The organism is Polaromonas sp. P1_E11, assembly GCF_056405995.1.
In genome coordinates this window covers 985,471-1,003,033 of the sequence record NZ_JBFUBA010000002.1, presented here as the reverse complement: position 1 = coordinate 1,003,033, position 17,563 = coordinate 985,471, and the positions used below count along the sequence as shown (strand labels likewise).

Here is a 17,563-nt window from a genome sequence, read left to right as displayed (position 1 = left end):
GGCGGCCCGTTGCCGGCTTGCCAGAGCAGGCCATCCCCCTGAAACCCTTGCTTTGAGAGAGAAAGAGAACACCATGACCATCCAGCGCATCGAAACCGGCCCACGCATGTCCCAGGCCGTTATCCATAATAAAACCGTTTACCTGGCAGGCCAGGTGGCCGGCAACGACGCCGGCGCTGGCGTGTACGAGCAGACCCTCAGCATCCTGGCCAATATCGACCGCCTGTTGGCAGCAGCGGGTAGCGACAAGTCGCGCCTGCTGAGCGCCACCATCTGGCTGACCGATATGGACAGCTTCGGTGAAATGAACCGTGCCTGGGAAACCTGGGTAGTGCCCGGCGCCACGCCCGCGCGTGCCACGGTCATGAGCCCGCGCCTGGCGGCGCCGCAGTACCACGTGGAAATCGGTGTGGTGGCGGCCCAAGGCTGATCTCTCATCCACGCTTGATCCGCCATGAAGGCCACGCCGCGATGACAGAGCCCGTTCGCCTTGCCAAACGCCTGGCAGAAATGCTGTCCTGCTCACGCCGCGAAGCCGAGCAGTACATCGAAGGCGGCTGGGTCACTGTTGACGGGGTGACTGTCGAGGAGCCCCAGTTCCGGGTGTCGGACCAGGCCATCGTGCTGGACAAGGATGCGAGCCTGCTCGCGATGACACCGGTGACTCTGCTGCTGCACAAGCCCGCCGGCCAGGACGCGAGTTCCGATGGCGGCGCGGCGCAGGTGGCCCGGTTGCTGTCGGCCGCCACACAATCGCGTGACGACCGCTCCGGCATCCGGCCTCTCAAGAAGCATTTCTCCACGGCGGAACTGGTGACGCCGCTGGCAACACCTGCCAGCGGATTGGTTGTGTTGACGCAGGACTGGCGCGTGGTGCGCAAGCTGCGCGAAGACGCCCGCGTGATGGAACACGAAGTGATCGTCGATGTCAGCGGTGACATCAAAGCCGGCGGGCTGGACCGGCTGAACCGCGTGGACCACGGGTTTACCTTCAAGGGTGTTTTGTTGCCGCCGGCCAAGGTGAGCTGGCAAAGTGAAAAGCGCTTGCGCTTTGCCCTCAAGGGTGAAGTTCCGGGGCAGATTGCCTACATGTGCGAGAGCGTCGGCCTTCAGGTGCAAGGCATGAAGCGGCTGCGTATCGGCCGTGTGGCGATGAGCCAGCTGCAACCCGGTCAGTGGCGCTACCTGCTGCCACACGAACGCTTCTGATACTTCTCCTGATGCCTATCCGGTCACCACGCCGGGAAAGGCCCAGATCAGGCTGCCGGTCATCAAAAAGTAGCGCAAAAATTTGCCGACCGCCATGTAAGCCAGGCAGGGCCAGAACGGAAACTTGAGCCAACCCGCGACCGCGCACAGCGGGTCTCCGACCACCGGCAACCAGGCCAGCAGGCAGGCTTTCGGACCGAGTGTCTCCAGCCATCGCACTGCACGGCCGTGGTGCGATGAGTGCTGGTATTTGTCCACCACCTTGTGGGCGCCGTAACCCATCCACCAGTCAAGCGCGCCGCCCAGCGTGTTGCCCGCAGTGGCTACCAGCACAGCAGGCCAGAACATGGCAGGGTTGAGCTTGACCAGGCCGAAGACCACCGGCTCCGAGCCCAGCGGCAACAGCGTGGCCGAGATGAAGGAAACCACAAATACCGTGCTCAAGCCGTATTCGGGCAAGGCCAAAAGTTCTATCAGGCGGTGAATCCAGGCTTCCATATATCTATTTGAGTATAGGCAAGGCGGCCCAGCCACCGTGTCAGGAAGACGCTTACAACTCCGTGTGCAAATTTCAATTGCTGAAATTTTGGGCAGGTACAATCGTGCCTCCTTTTTCAGCAACCTCGCAGCGCTCACTTCCCATGAACATCGGCCCCTACGCTTTGGCAAACAACCTGTTTGTCGCGCCCATGGCCGGTGTCACGGACAGGCCGTTCCGCCAGCTGAGCAAGAAGCTCGGCGCCGGGTATGCCGTCAGCGAGATGGTGACGTCGCGCCGCGACCTGTGGGATACGCTGAAGACTTCGCGCCGCGCGAACCATGAAGGTGAAGCGGCGCCCATCGCCGTGCAGATTGCCGGTACCGACGCGCAGATGATGGCCGAAGCCGCCGCCTACAACATCGACCGCGGCGCGCAGATCATCGACATCAACATGGGCTGCCCGGCCAAGAAGGTCTGCAACAAGTGGGCAGGCTCGGCGCTGATGCAGGACGAACCCCTGGCGCTGCAGATCGTGGATGCCGTGGTGGCCGCCTGTGCACCGCGCAATGTGCCGGTCACGCTCAAGATGCGCACCGGTTGGTGCCAGGCCGAAAAGAACGCCCTGGCGATTGCCCGTGCCGCCGAAAGCGCCGGCGTGCAGATGATCACGGTGCATGGCCGCACGCGCGAACAAGGTTACAAGGGCGATGCCGAGTACGACACGATTGCTGCCGTGAAAGCCGCCCTGCGCATTCCGGTGGTGGCCAACGGTGACATCACCAGCCCTGAAAAGGCCCGCGATGTGCTGGCTTACACCGGCGCTGACGCCGTGATGATCGGCCGTGCAGCGCAGGGGCGTCCGTGGATTTTTCGCGAGATTTCACATTTCCTTTCAAGCGGCACGCATCTTGCGCCACCGCTGGTGGCGGAAGTTGAACGCCTGCTGCTTGACCATTTGCGCGACCACTACGATTTGTACGGGGAATACACCGGCGTGCGGACGGCGCGCAAGCACATCGGCTGGTATGTGAAGACCTTGCCCGGCGGTGAGGCGTTTCGCGCGCAGATGAACCTGCTGGAAGACTGCGAAGCGCAACTGAAGGCGGTGAGTGCTTTTTTTGAAGGGCTGGGGGCGCAGATGGACCGGATTCCGGTTGCTGCCATCGAGGTTGAGGACGAGGGCGTGCGTGCGCAGGCACGGGCGGGCAAAGATAAAAATCAGGAAAATCAGGAAGAAGCTGCTGCATGAGCAAAAAACATATCGAAGAGTGCGTACGCACCAGTCTGGAAGGCTATTTCAAGGACCTGCGTGGCACCGAGCCCGACGGCATGTACGAGATGATGGTCAAGGTAGTGGAAAAACCGCTGCTGGAAGTTGTCATGCAGCATGCCGAGCAAAACCAGTCGCGCGCCGCCGAATGGCTGGGCCTGAACCGCAACACCCTGCGCAAGAAGCTGGTTGAGCACAAGCTCATCAAATAAAAACACGCTCCCATGGTCCGGCCCTTTCGCCGGCCATCCTCCTTTAGAGAAGACAAAAATGAACGCACTGATATCCGTTTCGGACAAAACCGGCATCCTCGAATTCGCGCAGGCGCTGCATGCCCTGGGCATCAAGCTGCTGTCCACGGGCGGCACGGCCAAGCTGCTGGCTGACGCCGGCCTGCCGGTGACCGAAGTCGCCGACCACACCGGTTTCCCGGAAATGCTCGACGGCCGTGTCAAGACGCTGCACCCGAAGATCCACGGCGGCCTGCTGGCCCGGCGCGATGTGCCGGAGCACATGGCCGCGCTGAAAACCCACGGCATTGACACCATCGACCTGCTGGTGGTCAATCTTTACCCGTTTGAGTCCACCGTTGCCAAGCCCGGTTGTACGCTGGAAGACGCGATTGAGAACATCGACATCGGCGGCCCGGCCATGGTGCGCTCCGCGGCCAAGAACTGGAAAGACGTGGGCGTGCTGACTGATGCCTCGCAGTATGAAGGTGTGCTGGCCGAATTGAAAACCGGCGGCAAACTGACCGACAAGACCAAGTTCGCCTTGTCGGTAGCGGCATTCAACCGCATCAGCCAGTACGACGGCGCGATCAGCGACTATCTCTCCGGCATCCAGGCCGACGGCAGCCACGGCATGTTCCCCGGCCAGGCCAACGGGCGTTTCGTGAAGGTGCAGGATCTGCGCTACGGCGAAAACTCGCATCAGCAGGCGGCGCTGTATCGCGATCTGTATCCCGCGCCCGGCTCGCTGGTGACAGCCAAACAACTGCAGGGTAAAGAGCTCTCGTACAACAACATCGCCGACGCCGATGCCGCCTGGGAATGCGTCAAGAGCTTTGACCTCATCAAGGACGGCGCCGCCTGTGTGATCGTCAAGCACGCCAATCCCTGCGGCGTGGCGGTGGGCAAGGACGGCCTCGAAGCCTACAGCAAGGCCTTCAAGACCGATCCGACTTCGGCCTTCGGCGGCATCATTGCCCTCAATTGCCCGCTCGACGAACGCGCGGCGCAGCAGATTTCCAAGCAGTTTGTTGAAGTATTGATGGCGCCCGCCTTCACGCCCGAAGCGCTCGAAGTTTTCAAAACCAAGGTCAACGTGCGGATTTTGCAGATTGACCTGCCGCCCGGCGGCGACACGGCCTGGAAGCAGGGACGCAACCTGATGGACGTCAAGCGCGTCGGCTCGGGCCTTCTGATGCAAACCGCAGACAACCACGAACTGGCCATTGGCGACCTGAAAGTCGTCAGCAAGCTGCAGCCGACGCAGGAGCAGCTGCACGACATGCTGTTTGCCTGGAAGGTCGCGAAGTACGTCAAGTCCAACGCCATCATCTTTTGCAAGGACGGCATGACACTGGGCGTCGGCGCCGGCCAGATGAGCCGCATTGATTCGGCGCGCATAGCCTCCATCAAGGCCGCCAACGGCGGGCTGACGCTGCAGGGTTCAGCAGTGGCGAGCGACGCCTTTTTCCCTTTCCGCGACGGCCTCGATGTGGTGGTGGACGCCGGCGCGACCTGCGTGATCCAGCCCGGCGGCAGCATGCGGGACGACGAGGTTATCGCGGCAGCCGACGAGCGCGAAGTGGTGATGGTGCTGACCGGGGTCCGGCATTTCCGGCATTAAGTCACGTTCTGAGGGTTTTTTATCGATAGCCCAATAGGGACGGGCGCGAGCAGCTATCAAATTAATAGCATAATGCGTCCCTTTTCCCTTTCGGCTGAACAGGCCAGAGGCGGCGCAAGAACACTTTCCGCGCCTTGAACCCCTGCATCAATGTGCGACTGCTATTGATTTGATAGCTGCTCGCGCCCGCCCTGATTGGGCTGAAGCCCGAGTACTGCAATATATGGTCAGGGCGCTGCCTCAGCCGGCGGCAAAGAACCTGGCCGCCGCCGCCACCGTCGCTTCGATGTCCGCGTCCGTATGCGCCGAACTTACAAAGCCCGCTTCATACAGCGCCGGCGCGTAATACACCCCGCTGTCCAGCATCGCATGAAAGAAGCGATTGAACGCAGGGCTGTCGGTCGTCATGACCGTGGCGTAGTTCTGCGGCAATTGGCCGAGCAGGAAAAAGCCGAACATGCCGCCTTCGCTGTCACCGCAAAACGGCACACCGGCTTTGCCGGCGGCCTGCGTGAGGCCGGTGACCAGGCTGCGGGTTCGGGCGCCCAGCGCTTCGTAAAAGCCGGGTTTGGCGATCTCGCGCAAAGTTGCCAGGCCGCAGGCGGTGGCCACGGGGTTGCCTGAGAGCGTGCCGGCCTGGTAGACCGGGCCCAGCGGTGCCAGTTGCTCCATCACTGCGCGCGTGCCGCCAAAGGCGGCCAGCGGCATGCCGCCGCCTATCACCTTGCCCATGACCGTCATGTCGGGCTTGAAGCCGGGAATGCTGCGGGCGTAAACGCTTTGTGCGCCACCCAGCGCCACGCGAAAGCCGGTCATGACCTCGTCGAACACGAGCAGTGCACCGTACTGAGTGCACAGCTCGCGGCAGCGCTTCATGAAGGGCACGCTGGCACGCACAAAATTCATGTTGCCGGCGATCGGCTCGATCATCAGGCAGGCGATGTCCTTGCCGTGCAGGGCGAAGGCTTCTTCAAGCTGGGCGAGGTGGTTGTATTCCAGCACCAGGGTGTGCTGCACCACTTCGGGTGGCACGCCGGCGCTGGTCGGGTTGCCGAACGTGGCCAGGCCCGAACCGGCCTTGACCAGCAATGCATCGGCATGGCCGTGGTAGCAGCCTTCAAATTTGATGATCTTGCTGCGGCCCGTGGCGCCACGCGCCAGGCGGATCGCGCTCATGGCGGCTTCGGTGCCGGAACTTACCAGTCGCACCATTTCGAGCGAAGGCACAAGGCGCACGATTTCTTCGGCGAGCTCCACTTCACGCTCGGTCGGTGCGCCGTAGGAAAAGCCCTCCAGCACGGCTTTTTGCACGGCTTCCACCACCGCCGGATGGCCGTGGCCCAGGATCATGGGACCCCAGGAACCGATGTAGTCGATATAACGCTGGCCGTCCGCATCCCAGAAGTAGGCCCCCTGTGCGCGCTGGATAAAACGAGGCGTGCCGCCTACGGCCTTGAAGGCCCGAACCGGGGAATTGACGCCCCCGGGGATCAGTTTTTTGGCACGCTCAAACAGTGCGTTGTTGCGGGAAAGTCCGGCGGTGAGGGGCCTGGCAGGGTGCTTAGTGTTTGGTTGTTCCATTGGGGGGCAGGTCAATTTCAGTCTTCAAAACCAGGGCGGCATCATCGCCAGCCCCGGCATCGGCCGCTTCGTCTTCGGATTCATCGACGTCGGCCTGTGCCCAGAACAGGCGGTCCGGCACGATATTGCCCATGCCGGGGTGAAAGCCGGCATCCAGGCTGTGGTCCAGGTAAGTCAGTGCCTCGGAGGTGGCCGCCTGCAGGTCATGGCCGTTGGCCAGCAGCGCGCAAAGGGCTGCGGACAGCGTATCACCTGCGCCGGCAAAGACCGCCTCGAAACGTTCGAATTTTTCGCTGTAAAGCACGGCTTGCGGCGTGGCCAGCACGTTGTCGATGAACTGGTCGGGCATGGGGATTCCGGTGACCAGCGTGTAGGGAACACCCAGGTCGGCAGCGGCCTTGGCAATGTCCCGGGCCGAGGGATTGCGCTCCCCGGACCAGTCCGGCAGCAGCCAGCGCCACAGGCTGCTGTGGTTGCCGACCAACACCGTGGTTTGCGGCAGCATCAGCTCGCGAAAGGCGTCCAGATAGCTGTCAATTTCGCTTTCTTCCCACCATGACAGGTTGGGCATATACGCAATCAGCGGCACATCGGCATAGTCCGATGCGATCTCGGCAATGGTGCTGATGTTCTCGGGGCTGCCGACAAATCCGACCTTGATGGCGGATACCGCCATGTCCTCCAGCGCTGAGCGCGCCTGGTCGGTTACAGCCTCTTCGTCGAATGAAAAATGGTCGAAAATTTCGGCCGTGTCGCGCACATAAGCGCCTGTTACAACTGCCAGCGCGTGGGCTCCGGCAGAGGTGATCGATGCAATATCCGCAGTCAGTCCACCCGCTCCGCTGGGGTCGTTGGCGTTGAATGTCATGACGCAAGCCGGCGATGCGTCGGTATCCTCGATTTGGAGTTGTCGGCTGTCCAGTTGAGGATTTTTGGGGTTTGCCATAGGCTGCGATTTTGCCTTGTACGCGAATAAGCAACGCCGCCTCGATACAATTGTTGCATTCTATTCGAAGGCAACTTAAGCTGTGACTCAATCAATGACGTGGATGTGTTTAATTTGTGGGTGGATTTACGACGAAGCTGCCGGTGCGCCCGAACACGGGATTGCCGCCGGGACGCCATGGGCGCAAGTGCCCATGAACTGGACCTGTCCCGAATGCGGAGCCCGCAAGGAAGACTTTGAAATGGTTCAGATATAAGCGTCTTAGGCACTTGCCTGGACAATCGCAGGCCGGCATTTGCCGGGGGCCTGCAACATGAGGAGCATAGGCAGTGAGTATTCCCAGTTCCGGACTAAAGGTTTTGGTCATCGATGACAGCAATACCATTCGGCGCAGCGCCGAGATATTCCTGAAGCAGGGGGGGCATGAAGTATTGCTGGCCGAAGACGGGTTTGATGCCCTGTCCAAGGTCAACGACTACGAACCCAACCTGATCTTCTGCGACATTTTGATGCCCCGCCTGGATGGCTATCAAACCTGTGCGATTATCAAGCGCAACGCAAAGTTTGCTGGCGTCCCGATCGTCATGCTGTCCTCAAAAGACGGCGTTTTCGACAAGGCGCGGGGTCGTATGGTGGGTTCGCAAGACTACCTGACCAAGCCTTTTACAAAAGATCAGCTGCTGCAGACCGTACAGGATCTCGGCAGCGCTAAACAAGGAGTAGTGTGATGGCAATCAAGAAAATACTGGTAGTTGACGACTCCAAAACCGAATTGATGTTCTTGACCGATTTGCTGGTCAAAAATGGTTTCACAGTCAAAACTGCTGAAAATGCAGAAGACGCATTTCGCCGCCTGGCGGAAGACAAGCCCGAACTGATCCTGATGGATGTGGTGATGCCGGGGCAAAACGGGTTCCAGCTGACGCGCGCCATCACGCGCGACCCGTTGTATTCGGATATCCCCATCATGATGTGCACCAGCAAGAACCAGGAAACTGACCGTGTCTGGGGTATGCGGCAGGGCGCCCGCGACTACATCACCAAGCCTGTGGATGCTGATGAGCTGATGGCCAAAATCAAGGCCCTTGGCTGATTTACGGCGTAAAACCAAAGCATGGCGAACAGACAAGCACTTAGAGAGCTACAAACCCGGCTGGCCGACAGGTTGCAGATTGCGCGGACGCAAGGTGTTGCCGCGTCCTGGCTGGCCGTGGAGGCCGGCGGGAAGAAATACCTGTTTCCCCTGAGCCAATCCGGTGAAATTTTCCCGTGGGTCAGTACGCAGCCTGTGCCGTATACGCAAGCCTGGTTCGCCGGTGTTGCCAATTTGCGCGGTGGCCTGTTTGGCGTCGTGGATCTGGCGAGTTATGTCAGCGGCAAAGCACCCCCTCCCAAAAACGAACTTGCACGCACGGATTCCAGGCTTGTTGCACTCAACAGCGCCCTGGAAGTTAACTGCGCATTGCTGATCGACAAGCTGTCCGGGCTGCGCAATCAGGAGGCGTTCAGTGATTTTTCCGAAAAAGCGCCGGACGCGCCCGATTTCTTTGGCAACCAGTACGTTGACCTCAATGGTGCAACCTGGCAGGAAATCAACCTTCAGTTGCTTGCCCAGCAAGCGCATTTTTTGACGATAGGCGCATAGCGCACACTGTTTCTCTCCCGGAAGGCTCACCATGTCTGTTATTGAAAATATCCAGAAGCTATTTAAAACCAAGCCCGATCAGCCCGAGGACAGCATGGACATGGCTTCCGTCGGTACGCCAGATCCTCTTGCGACCGGAGCCATGGATCAGGCTGCGCTTCAGACCGCAGCGATTCGGCAGCCGGGTGGTAATGACGATGCTTTCGCGCCCAGCCGCATGGCGAACGCCGAGGACGGCGCACCTGCGGTAAATCAAGAGCTGCTGCGTCTGCCTTTATTGGGCCGCAGGACCATCGGTCAGCATCAGCGGGTGCTGGTGTTTTTCCTCGCCGTCGCGGTTGCTGTCCTGGGTACGGTGACTTTCCTGGCACTGAGCCAGGCGGACAAAGTGGCTCAACAGGTGGCGGCCACCGGACAGTCATTGATGCAGTCGCAGCGTCTGGCGAAATCGGTGTCTCAGGCGCTGGTGGGCAGCGCCCAGGCCTTCCCTGACGTGCGTGAGAGTTCTGACGTACTGGCCAAAACCGTGCGCGGCCTGAAATCCGGTGAAGAAAGTCTGCGTCTGGCGCCTGTGAGCGATGACCTGCAATCTGACGTGGAAAAGGTCACTCCTTTCATGGAGCGTGCTGAAAAGAACGCGAAAACCGTGATGGGTCAGCAAAATATTCTGACCCAGGTGGGTAACGCTCTGCGCACCATTAACCGCCAGTCTTCGGATTTGCTGGAAATTGCAGAAACTGTTTCGTCACTCAAACTCCAGCAGAATGCGGCGCCGGCTGAAATTTCGGCATCCGGTCAGCTGGTGATGTTGACCCAGCGGATTGGTAAGTCTGCCAATGAGTTTCTGACCATGGAGGGTGTGAGCCCTGAAGCCGTGTTTCTCTTGGGCAAGGATTTGAATTCGTTCAAGGAAATTGCGCAGGGTTTGCAGGAAGGCAGCCCCGAGTTGCGCCTGGCTGGCTCCAAAGATCCGCAAACGCGCGAGCGGCTGGAAGCCCTGATGGCGCTCTATGAGCAAACCCGTGTGCAAGCTGGTGCCATTTTGGGTAACTTGCAGGGTCTGGTGTCTGCCCGTGAAGCGCAATCTTCGATTATTGCGGACAGCGAGCCCCTTCGCCGCGGCCTTGAGGATTTGCAGGGCAAGTTGTCGCTGCAAACCGGCCTGAGCGTTTTGTCACTGGCCATCCTCGCGGGTGCTGCTACCTTTGCCCTATTGTGCGCAGCCGGCCTGGCCAAGCTGCAGGTGGAGGACAGCAAGCAGCGTCAGGCTGTTGCTGAAACCCAGCGACAGGAAGCGAAAGGACAAGAGCAGGACGCCAAGCGCGTCAATGACGCCAACCAGGCGGCCATTTTGCGATTGATGAATGAGTTGCAGACAGTGGCTGAAGGCGACTTGACGCAGGAAGCGACCGTGACCGAAGACATTACCGGTGCCATCGCTGACTCGGTGAACTACACGGTGGAAGAGTTGCGGCAGCTGGTGGGTAACGTGCAAAACACGGCTACCCGCGTTGCACAGACGACGGCGCAGGTGGAAAGCACTTCAACTGAACTGCTGGCGGCTTCTACCGAACAGCTGCGTGAGATTCGCGAAACCGGCCAGTCGGTGCTTGACATGGCATCCCGAATTAACGAAGTGTCCACACAGGCGCAGGAATCTTCCCAGGTGGCGCGCCAATCACTGACAGCCGCCGAATCCGGCCTGCAGGCCGTGCAGAACGCCATCGGCGGTATGAACTCCATCCGCGACCAGATTCAGGAAACCTCCAAGCGGATCAAGCGACTGGGTGAGTCTTCGCAGGAGATTGGTGAAATTACCGAACTGATTTCCGACATTACCGAACAGACCAACGTGCTGGCGCTGAACGCCGCCATTCAGGCTGCGTCAGCCGGTGAAGCCGGACGAGGCTTCTCGGTGGTTGCGGAAGAGGTGCAGCGACTGGCTGAACGTTCCGCAGATGCCACACGCCAGATTTCGGCCCTGGTGAAAGCCATTCAGACCGACACACAGGATGCCGTAGCCGCTATGGAACGCTCCACGCAGGGTGTGGTTGAAGGGGCCAAGCTGTCCGATAACGCGGGTACCGCACTGACCGAGATTGACCAGGTGTCACGCCGCCTTGCTGACCTGATTGAGCAGATTTCAAACTCCGCCTCTCGCGAAGCCGCATCGGCGAACGTGGTGGCTGGCAATATCCAGCACATTTTTGCGGTGACGGAACAGACCGGGGAAGGTACCCGCTCCACGGCACAGCAGGTGCGAGACCTTTCCCGCATGGCTGAAGAGCTGCGCCAGTCGGTGTCCCGATTCAAGATCGCCTGATGCCAGCTTGTTGTGCGTTGAACGCAGCTTTCGCCCCTGACACCGATTCCTGAACCGGCCCGTTATCTATGCAATCCAACGTCCCGAACTCAACAGCTGCCGAGCTCGACCTCGCTGTCAATGACCTGGGCCCCCTGGCCTGGGTACTTGACGAACTTCGCAAGTCGCTGGACGGTGCTGCTAAAGCACTGAAGCGTTTTGTGCGGGACGCAGAAGCTGCGCGTGGGTCCGATCTTGCGGCGCTTGACGCCAGCCAGTTGCGTATCGCACGGCAGCAACTGCATCAGGCCGTGGGCGCGCTTGAAATGGTGGGCCTTGCCGGGCCAGCCTTGGTGTTGCGAGCGATGGAAGCTGCGGTACAGAAATTTGTGCAGCAACCTGAGCAATGCAGCCAGGACGCTGCCGGCAAAATCGAGCGCGCCAGTTTTGCGCTGACCGAGTATCTGGAAGGTGTGCTGGCCGACAAGCCCGTTTCGCCCGTTTCGCTTTTCCCCCAATACCGTGATGTGCAGGAATTGGTGCGGGCCGACCGCATTCATCCGGCTGACTTGTGGCCGCTTGAGTGGCGCTGGCTGGAGCCTGAACTGGCGACGACAGCGGAGCCCCGCAATTACGATGATGGTGCTCGCGCTGTCATGGATCAATCGGTGCTTCAAATCATGAAGGGTAAGGCACCGCAGGCAGCCAAAAAAATGAAGGAGCTCAGCCTCGGATTTGCGGCCAGACAGGCGGACCGCCAACCCAGGATATTCTGGAAGATCGCGGCGGCCTATTTCGAAGCGGTCGCGCATGAGTTGCTCGGGTCGGACATCTATGTGCGGCGAGCTGCATCACGAATCCTGATGCAGTATGCCTCGCTTGCCAAGGGTGATACGGGGGTATCGGATCGGCTGGCGCAGGATTTGCTCTTCTTCTGTTCGCAGGCTGTTTCTCCCCGTGCCAGCGACACGCCTGCGCTTTCGGCAGTCCGGTCAGCCTATGGTCTCAACCGATTCAAACCGGTGGACTATGAGCTCGTTCAGTTCGGGCGTTTTGATCCGGCTCTGCTAGCCCAGGCCCGCAAGCGCATCACGTCTGCGAAAGAAACCTGGTCGTCACTTTCCGCCGGGGACGCCAATAAATTCAAGTCCGTGACCGACCAGTTCAGCCTCGTCACGGATTCTCTGCTCAAGCTTCATCCGCCCAGCGAACCACTCGCGCAGGCGCTGACTCGCGCCGTGGATACGACGGTCCGGTCTGGTCAGGCCCCTGGAATAGAACTGGCCATGGAAGTGGCCACCTCGGTGCTTTACCTTGAAGCTGCTTTTGATGACCTGGATCCCAACGATCCCCAACTCGCGGTGAGAACAGCCAATCTTGCAGAACGGCTGGAAGGCGTCCGTGCAGGCGGCGAGCCACAGCCTCTGGAAGGCTGGATGGAAGAGCTGTATCGCCGGGTCAGCGACAAGCAGACCATGGGCAGTGTCGTCGGTGAGTTGCGTGTGTCGCTGGGTGAGCTTGAAAAATCACTTGATGTGTTTTTCCGCAACCCGCAGGACAAAGTCGCGCTTCAATCCGTGCCCGGCCAGCTTTCACAAATGCGTGGCGTGCTGTCGGTACTGGGGCTTGACCAGGCCTCGCACGCCGTGCTGCGCATGCGAGACAGCGTCGAGCAGATGCTGGTCACTGAAATTGATGAACAGCTCGCGCGTGCGGCTGGAACATTCGAGCACCTCGGCAACAACCTTGGCGCCTTGAGTTTCCTCATTGACATGTTGAATTACCAGCCGGCGCTGGCGAAGAAACTGTTTGTTTACGATGCGGAAAAAGGTGAGCTCAAGCCTTTGATGGGCCGTACCCAGAACGCCGCCAGTGCGGCGACCTCTGTCACGGTCAACAATGATGTGCTGTCACAGGAAGTTATTTCTGTTGTGCAGGATGCGGGTCTTGGCGAAACTGACCACAACCTCACGCTCAAACTTGACACGCTGGCCACGCATGCGGCGCTGGCCGAACAGCCAGCGCTTGCCCAAAGTGCGCGCGAAGCCGCCGTCGCTGTTTCCGGAAGCAACGCGAGTGTTGCCGCGGAGGCGCTGACGACCTTGGCATTTGCCGTAACGCCGGTGCAGGCGGCGCCTGAGAGCCCGGCCGCGTCGGATGATTTTGAAGAAGACGACCTCCGTGACATCTTTCTTGAAGAGGCGCGCGAAGTTGTCGGCAACGGCCAGCAAGCTTTGGCCGCACTGGTCAATGATCCGGCCGATGTATCGCAACTCACTGTTTTGCGGCGTGCTTTTCATACGCTCAAAGGCAGTTCCCGCATGGTGGGGCTCAACGAGTTCGGCGAAGCGGCGTGGTCGCTTGAGCAGATGCTCAATAGTTGGCTGGCCGACCAGAAGGTTGCCACGGATGAATTCCGGGCCTTGTCGCTGGAAGCCATGGGCGGTTTTGCAAAGTGGATTGAAGACATTGCAGGAAATCGCGATGGCTCGTGGTCGGCGTCTACCTTCCGTGCCAGCGCCGATGCAATGCGCACCGAGGGCCGTTACAGCCCCTTGGTGACTGCCGTAGTCGACGCTGCCGAGGTTCCTGTGGTCGCTGCGGCTGCAGCAACGCCAATGGCGTTGGCACCTGAACTGGAGCTGGATTCAGGTGTTCCCGAAGCTGCTGCTGAACCTGCTACCGACCCGGCCGTTGTGACGGATCTGGATTTTGACCTCATGTTTGAGGCGGAAGGTACAGCGGCGACCGCGAACCCCTTGGAGCCTGCAGGTCCGTCTGTGGCAGAAATTGAAGGCATTGATTTCGGCAGTCTGTCCGCGGTTTCCGCGACGGCTGGTACAACATCTGCGTCAACGCAGCCCGCTGCGGCGGAGCCGTTCGCGTCCCTGGAGATGGATGCAACAGAGCCGATCGAACTGTCGGACGCAGATTTTGACAGGCACTTTCAGGCTGAGGCTGCGGCGGCTGAACAGCCGGCGCCTGTGGTCTTTGATTTCACCCCAGAGGAGCACCAACAATTGCCAGCGGCCGAAGGTGGGCTGGCGGGGCAGCCGCAACACCTGCAGGCTGCCGAAGTGCCGAAGACGGATGATGCGGTCGATGGAGCTGACAGTGTGCTGCCATTGGATGGCAATGGCGACGAACAGGTCAAGGTCATCGGAGCCTTGCGCATCGGAATTCCGCTTTACAACGTCTATCTGAATGAAGCTGATGAGTGGTCACGCCGGCTTGTGACCGAAGTGGCGGAATGGTCGCTCGAGCTGAACCAACCGGTCAGCGCCTCTACCGTCGCCCTGGCGCATTCCCTCGCGGGAAGTTCCGCGACAGTCGGGTTCCATGCCCTGTCTGAAATGGCTCGGGCGCTTGAACAGGCTTTGCAGCAGTCCAGCGCTCATCACAGCAATGGCGCTGCCAGGTATGGGCATGTATTTGTTGATGCCGCAGAAGACATCCGCCGGCTTCTGCACCAGTTTGCCGCCGGGTTTCTCAAGGAGGCGGATGCAACCATTCTTGACAGGCTGAAGCAACTCGACTTCTCTGATTCGGTTTTGCCCCCGGGTAATGATTTTTCCGACTTCGACTTCTCCCCCGAATCGGCGCAGGTGGAAACGATCTCTGCAGAGCCCGTGCGTTCACTGGAACCAGAACCAGAAGTGACTCTGGCCCGGGTAATTGAAACGCCTATCCCCGTGCAGGTCACGCCAGTGCCCCCAACTGCTGCTGTCATCGCCCCGCCTGCCCGGCTGGTAGCGACCGTGGCTGCACCAGTGACCTCGAACTTCGATGAGGACGAGGACGATGAAATCGATGCGGTCGATGCGATCGACCCCGACTTGTTCCCGATTTTTGAAGAAGAAGCTGCAGAACTCATGCCCCAGCTGGGGGGCGCACTGCGGCAGTGGTCTTCACGTCCTGATAACCAGGGCGCACGCATGGAAGTCCTGCGCGCACTCCACACGCTCAAAGGTAGCGCCCGGCTGGCAGGTGCATTACGGCTAGGCGAAATGGCTCACCGGATTGAGTCCGAAATCGAGCATCTCGGCTCTGATGCGGCTTCAACCCAGGAATTCGAACCCCTGATGACGCGTTTTGACGCCATGGAAGCGACATTTGAGGCCTTGCGCCGTGCTGATGCGGCTGCTGCGGCTGCCCCCGTCACGCTTGCGCCTATCGCGCCTATCGCTGCCGTTGAGCCCGTACTGAAGTCGAACACGCAAGACACGCCCGCTCCAGCAGTGGATGCGCCGGAGACTCCAGCCGAGAGCGTCGCTCCGGTTGCCGCCGGTGCTGGCCGCAAGCTCACCGTGCCTGCGCCGCAGACCATGGCCATGCAGCCGCTGCGACAGGCGGCCAACGCCTCGATCCGTGTGCGCTCCCAGTTGCTCGACCGCATGGTGAACCAGGCTGGTGAGGTCATGATCACGCGCTCCCGGCTGGAAGCCGAACTCAGCCAGCTCCGGGGCTCGCTGAACGACATGAGCGGTAACTTGAACCGCTTGCGCCAGCAGCTACGGGATATTGAGTTGCAGGCTGAAACTCAGATGCAGTCGCGATTGGCTCAGGCCAAGGAAGCCCAGGCGGGGTTTGACCCGCTGGAGTTCGACCGCTTTACCCGCGTACAGGAACTGACGCGAATGATGGCCGAGTCGGTAAATGACGTGGCAACCGTGCAGCGCACCTTGCAGCGCACGGTGGAAGCCACCGAAGACGACTTGATCGCGCAGGCTCGCCAGACCCGAGAACTGCAGCGCGACTTGCTCCGTACCCGCATGGTGGAGTTCGAAGGCATCTCCGAGCGCTTGTACCGCGTGGTGCGCCAGGCTTCCAAGGAAACCGGCAAGCAGGTCCGCCTGGACTTGCTGGGCGGTACCATGGAAATGGACCGCGGCATGCTGGACCGTATGACACCGGCCTTTGAGCACTTGCTGCGCAACTGCGTGGCCCACGGTATTGAAAGTACGCAGGTTCGCACCGATGCGGGCAAGGACCCGGTCGGCCTGATCACCGTTCACTTGCGCCAGGAAGGTAACGACGTTTCGGTTGACTTCAGCGATGACGGCGCTGGCCTGAACCTGGCACGTATCCGCGAAAAGGCCATCAGCCTCGGGATGATCACGGCTGATCAACCGCTGGAAGACGGCGACGCCGCGAACCTGATTTTCATGCCCGGCTTCTCTACGGCCGCGCAGGTGACCGAGCTGGCAGGACGCGGCATCGGTATGGATGTGGTCCGCTCCGAAGTCAACGCGCTCGGTGGCCGGATCGAAACCTCCACCGTCGCCGGTCAGGGAACGCACTTCAAGCTGGTACTCCCGCTGACCACTGCTGTGACGCAGGTGGTGATGATCCGCTCGGGCAATCTCTCAATCGGCGTACCTGCCAACGTGGTGGAAACCGTCAGGCGCGCTTCGGCCAAAGAGCTGCAGCAGGCCTATAACACCGGCACACTGGAAATTGCCGGCGAGTCGATGCCCTTCTTCTGGTCCGGCGCATTGCTGCAGGCCTCGCACCACAGCGCCGAAGCCCAGGGCAAGACCACACCGGTCGTGATCTTCCGAAGCGCCGCACAGCGCATTGCCCTGCACGTCGATGAAGTGTTGGGCAACCAGGAGGTTGTGGTCAAGAACTTGGGCCCCCAGTTGTCCCGTTTGCCTGGCCTGGCCGGTATGTCAGTGCTGGCTTCCGGTGCGGTCGTGCTGATTTACAACCCGGTTGCGCTGGCTTCCGTGTATGGCCAGCAGGCGCGCGCATGGAGTTCAGACCGGGCCGAGCCGCACATGCTTGAAGGCTCCGGCGCTACCGCGGCAACCACCGACGGCGGCAGCGGCAGCGTCGCGAAAACGACGATGGCGGCACCTGTCGCCCCGCAGATCCCGTTGATTCTTGTGGTCGATGACTCCATTACGGTTCGCCGGGTTACGCAACGCCTGCTTCAGCGTGAAGGCTACCGTGTCTCCATGGCGGCCGACGGTCTGCAAGCGCTTGAACGCCTGCAGGAAGAGCGGCCAGCCGTGGTGCTGTCAGATATCGAAATGCCGCGCATGGATGGTTTTGACCTGGCGCGCAACATCAGGGCTGACGTGCGCCTCAGTAACCTGCCCATCATCATGATCACGTCCCGCATCGCCGAGAAGCACCGTGAACATGCCAAGGAACTGGGTGTTGACCACTATTTGGGCAAGCCGTTCTCTGAAGAAGAGTTGATGAGCCTTGTGCGCCACTATTGCGCTGCCGAGACCACCGCAACCGCCTGAGGTAAAAAAGCAGAAAAA

Annotated in this window: 14 protein-coding genes; 11 read left to right on the top strand and 3 right to left on the bottom strand. The window is 60.3% G+C overall.

From position 1 onward, the window contains the following. Window positions 1-73 precede the first annotated feature (73 nt). On the top strand, window positions 74-430 hold the full coding sequence (locus tag AC1D11_RS12280; RefSeq protein WP_477649936.1) for a RidA family protein: 357 nt from the start codon (window positions 74-76) through the stop codon (window positions 428-430). 41 nt (window positions 431-471) lie between these two features. Next, window positions 472-1,209, top strand: coding sequence for an rRNA pseudouridine synthase (locus AC1D11_RS12275; protein WP_477649935.1), 738 nt, complete (start codon window positions 472-474; stop codon window positions 1,207-1,209). A 15-nt stretch (window positions 1,210-1,224) separates the two neighbouring features. Here the strand turns inward: AC1D11_RS12275 and AC1D11_RS12270 are convergent, their stop codons facing one another. After that, entirely contained in the window at window positions 1,225-1,707 is a 483-nt protein-coding gene (locus AC1D11_RS12270; protein WP_477649934.1) for a YqaA family protein, read from the bottom strand. Window positions 1,708-1,850: 143 nt separating this feature from the next. On the opposite strand from AC1D11_RS12270, the gene dusB reads away from it, so the two are divergent. From dusB to purH, 3 genes are read left to right on the top strand one after another with little or no spacing between them, the layout of a single operon-like run. Then, window positions 1,851-2,939 (top strand): tRNA dihydrouridine synthase DusB, encoded by a 1,089-nt coding sequence (gene dusB, locus AC1D11_RS12265; protein WP_477649933.1) that lies wholly within the window; start codon window positions 1,851-1,853, stop codon window positions 2,937-2,939. Then, the gene (locus AC1D11_RS12260) at window positions 2,936-3,172 is read left to right on the top strand and encodes a Fis family transcriptional regulator (protein WP_348047983.1); all 237 of its coding nucleotides are present in this window, start codon (window positions 2,936-2,938) and stop codon (window positions 3,170-3,172) included. Before dusB ends, AC1D11_RS12260 begins: the two co-directional genes overlap by 4 nt. A 58-nt stretch (window positions 3,173-3,230) precedes the next feature. Beyond that, on the top strand, window positions 3,231-4,814 hold the full coding sequence (purH, locus tag AC1D11_RS12255) for a bifunctional phosphoribosylaminoimidazolecarboxamide formyltransferase/IMP cyclohydrolase (RefSeq protein ID WP_477649932.1): 1,584 nt from the start codon (window positions 3,231-3,233) through the stop codon (window positions 4,812-4,814). Window positions 4,815-5,054: 240 nt separating this feature from the next. Here the strand turns inward: purH and hemL are convergent, their stop codons facing one another. Then, on the bottom strand, window positions 5,055-6,395 hold the full coding sequence (gene hemL / locus AC1D11_RS12250) for a glutamate-1-semialdehyde 2,1-aminomutase (protein WP_477649931.1): 1,341 nt from the start codon (window positions 6,393-6,395) through the stop codon (window positions 5,055-5,057). Beyond that, window positions 6,376-7,341 carry a bifunctional hydroxymethylpyrimidine kinase/phosphomethylpyrimidine kinase gene (thiD, locus tag AC1D11_RS12245; protein ID WP_477649930.1) on the bottom strand — a complete coding sequence of 322 codons (966 nt, stop codon included), beginning with the start codon at window positions 7,339-7,341 and terminating at the stop codon, window positions 6,376-6,378. Before thiD ends, hemL begins: the two co-directional genes overlap by 20 nt. A gap of 82 nt (window positions 7,342-7,423) precedes the next feature. On the opposite strand from thiD, the gene AC1D11_RS12240 reads away from it, so the two are divergent. The 6 genes from AC1D11_RS12240 to AC1D11_RS12215 all read left to right on the top strand — a co-directional run bounded on the left by AC1D11_RS12240 (window position 7,424) and on the right by AC1D11_RS12215 (window position 17,545). Further along, window positions 7,424-7,597: a rubredoxin gene (locus AC1D11_RS12240; RefSeq protein ID WP_092131853.1), complete on the top strand. Its 174-nt coding sequence runs from the start codon at window positions 7,424-7,426 to the stop codon at window positions 7,595-7,597. 73 nt (window positions 7,598-7,670) lie between these two features. After that, window positions 7,671-8,069 carry a response regulator gene (locus AC1D11_RS12235; RefSeq protein ID WP_457281039.1) on the top strand — a complete coding sequence of 133 codons (399 nt, stop codon included), beginning with the start codon at window positions 7,671-7,673 and terminating at the stop codon, window positions 8,067-8,069. Further along, window positions 8,069-8,434 carry a response regulator transcription factor gene (locus tag AC1D11_RS12230; protein ID WP_007864987.1) on the top strand — a complete coding sequence of 122 codons (366 nt, stop codon included), beginning with the start codon at window positions 8,069-8,071 and terminating at the stop codon, window positions 8,432-8,434. The genes AC1D11_RS12235 and AC1D11_RS12230 overlap by 1 nt, the downstream gene beginning before the upstream one ends. Before the next feature lie 21 nt (window positions 8,435-8,455). Next, window positions 8,456-8,986, top strand: coding sequence for a chemotaxis protein CheW (locus tag AC1D11_RS12225; protein ID WP_092131850.1), 531 nt, complete (start codon window positions 8,456-8,458; stop codon window positions 8,984-8,986). A 31-nt stretch (window positions 8,987-9,017) separates the two neighbouring features. Beyond that, entirely contained in the window at window positions 9,018-11,309 is a 2,292-nt protein-coding gene (locus tag AC1D11_RS12220) for a methyl-accepting chemotaxis protein (RefSeq protein ID WP_477648314.1), read from the top strand. Window positions 11,310-11,377: 68 nt separating this feature from the next. After that, a complete protein-coding gene (locus AC1D11_RS12215; RefSeq protein ID WP_477651224.1) occupies window positions 11,378-17,545 on the top strand; it encodes a hybrid sensor histidine kinase/response regulator in 6,168 nt (2,055 codons plus the stop codon). Window positions 17,546-17,563: the final 18 nt, after the last annotated feature.

Excerpts from the sequence above, each read along its gene's own strand:
- AC1D11_RS12280 (WP_477649936.1), top strand. The coding sequence starts at position 74 with ATGACCATCCAGCGCATCGAAACCGGCCCACGCATGTCCCAGGCCGTT.
- AC1D11_RS12275 (WP_477649935.1), top strand. The coding sequence starts at position 472 with ATGACAGAGCCCGTTCGCCTTGCCAAACGCCTGGCAGAAATGCTGTCC.
- AC1D11_RS12270 (WP_477649934.1), bottom strand. The coding sequence starts at position 1,707 with ATGGAAGCCTGGATTCACCGCCTGATAGAACTTTTGGCCTTGCCCGAA.
- dusB (WP_477649933.1), top strand. The coding sequence starts at position 1,851 with ATGAACATCGGCCCCTACGCTTTGGCAAACAACCTGTTTGTCGCGCCC.
- AC1D11_RS12260 (WP_348047983.1), top strand. The coding sequence starts at position 2,936 with ATGAGCAAAAAACATATCGAAGAGTGCGTACGCACCAGTCTGGAAGGC.
- purH (WP_477649932.1), top strand. The coding sequence starts at position 3,231 with ATGAACGCACTGATATCCGTTTCGGACAAAACCGGCATCCTCGAATTC.
- hemL (WP_477649931.1), bottom strand. The coding sequence starts at position 6,395 with ATGGAACAACCAAACACTAAGCACCCTGCCAGGCCCCTCACCGCCGGA.
- thiD (WP_477649930.1), bottom strand. The coding sequence starts at position 7,341 with ATGGCAAACCCCAAAAATCCTCAACTGGACAGCCGACAACTCCAAATC.
- AC1D11_RS12230 (WP_007864987.1), top strand. The coding sequence starts at position 8,069 with ATGGCAATCAAGAAAATACTGGTAGTTGACGACTCCAAAACCGAATTG.
- AC1D11_RS12225 (WP_092131850.1), top strand. The coding sequence starts at position 8,456 with ATGGCGAACAGACAAGCACTTAGAGAGCTACAAACCCGGCTGGCCGAC.
- AC1D11_RS12220 (WP_477648314.1), top strand. The coding sequence starts at position 9,018 with ATGTCTGTTATTGAAAATATCCAGAAGCTATTTAAAACCAAGCCCGAT.
- AC1D11_RS12215 (WP_477651224.1), top strand. The coding sequence starts at position 11,378 with ATGCAATCCAACGTCCCGAACTCAACAGCTGCCGAGCTCGACCTCGCT.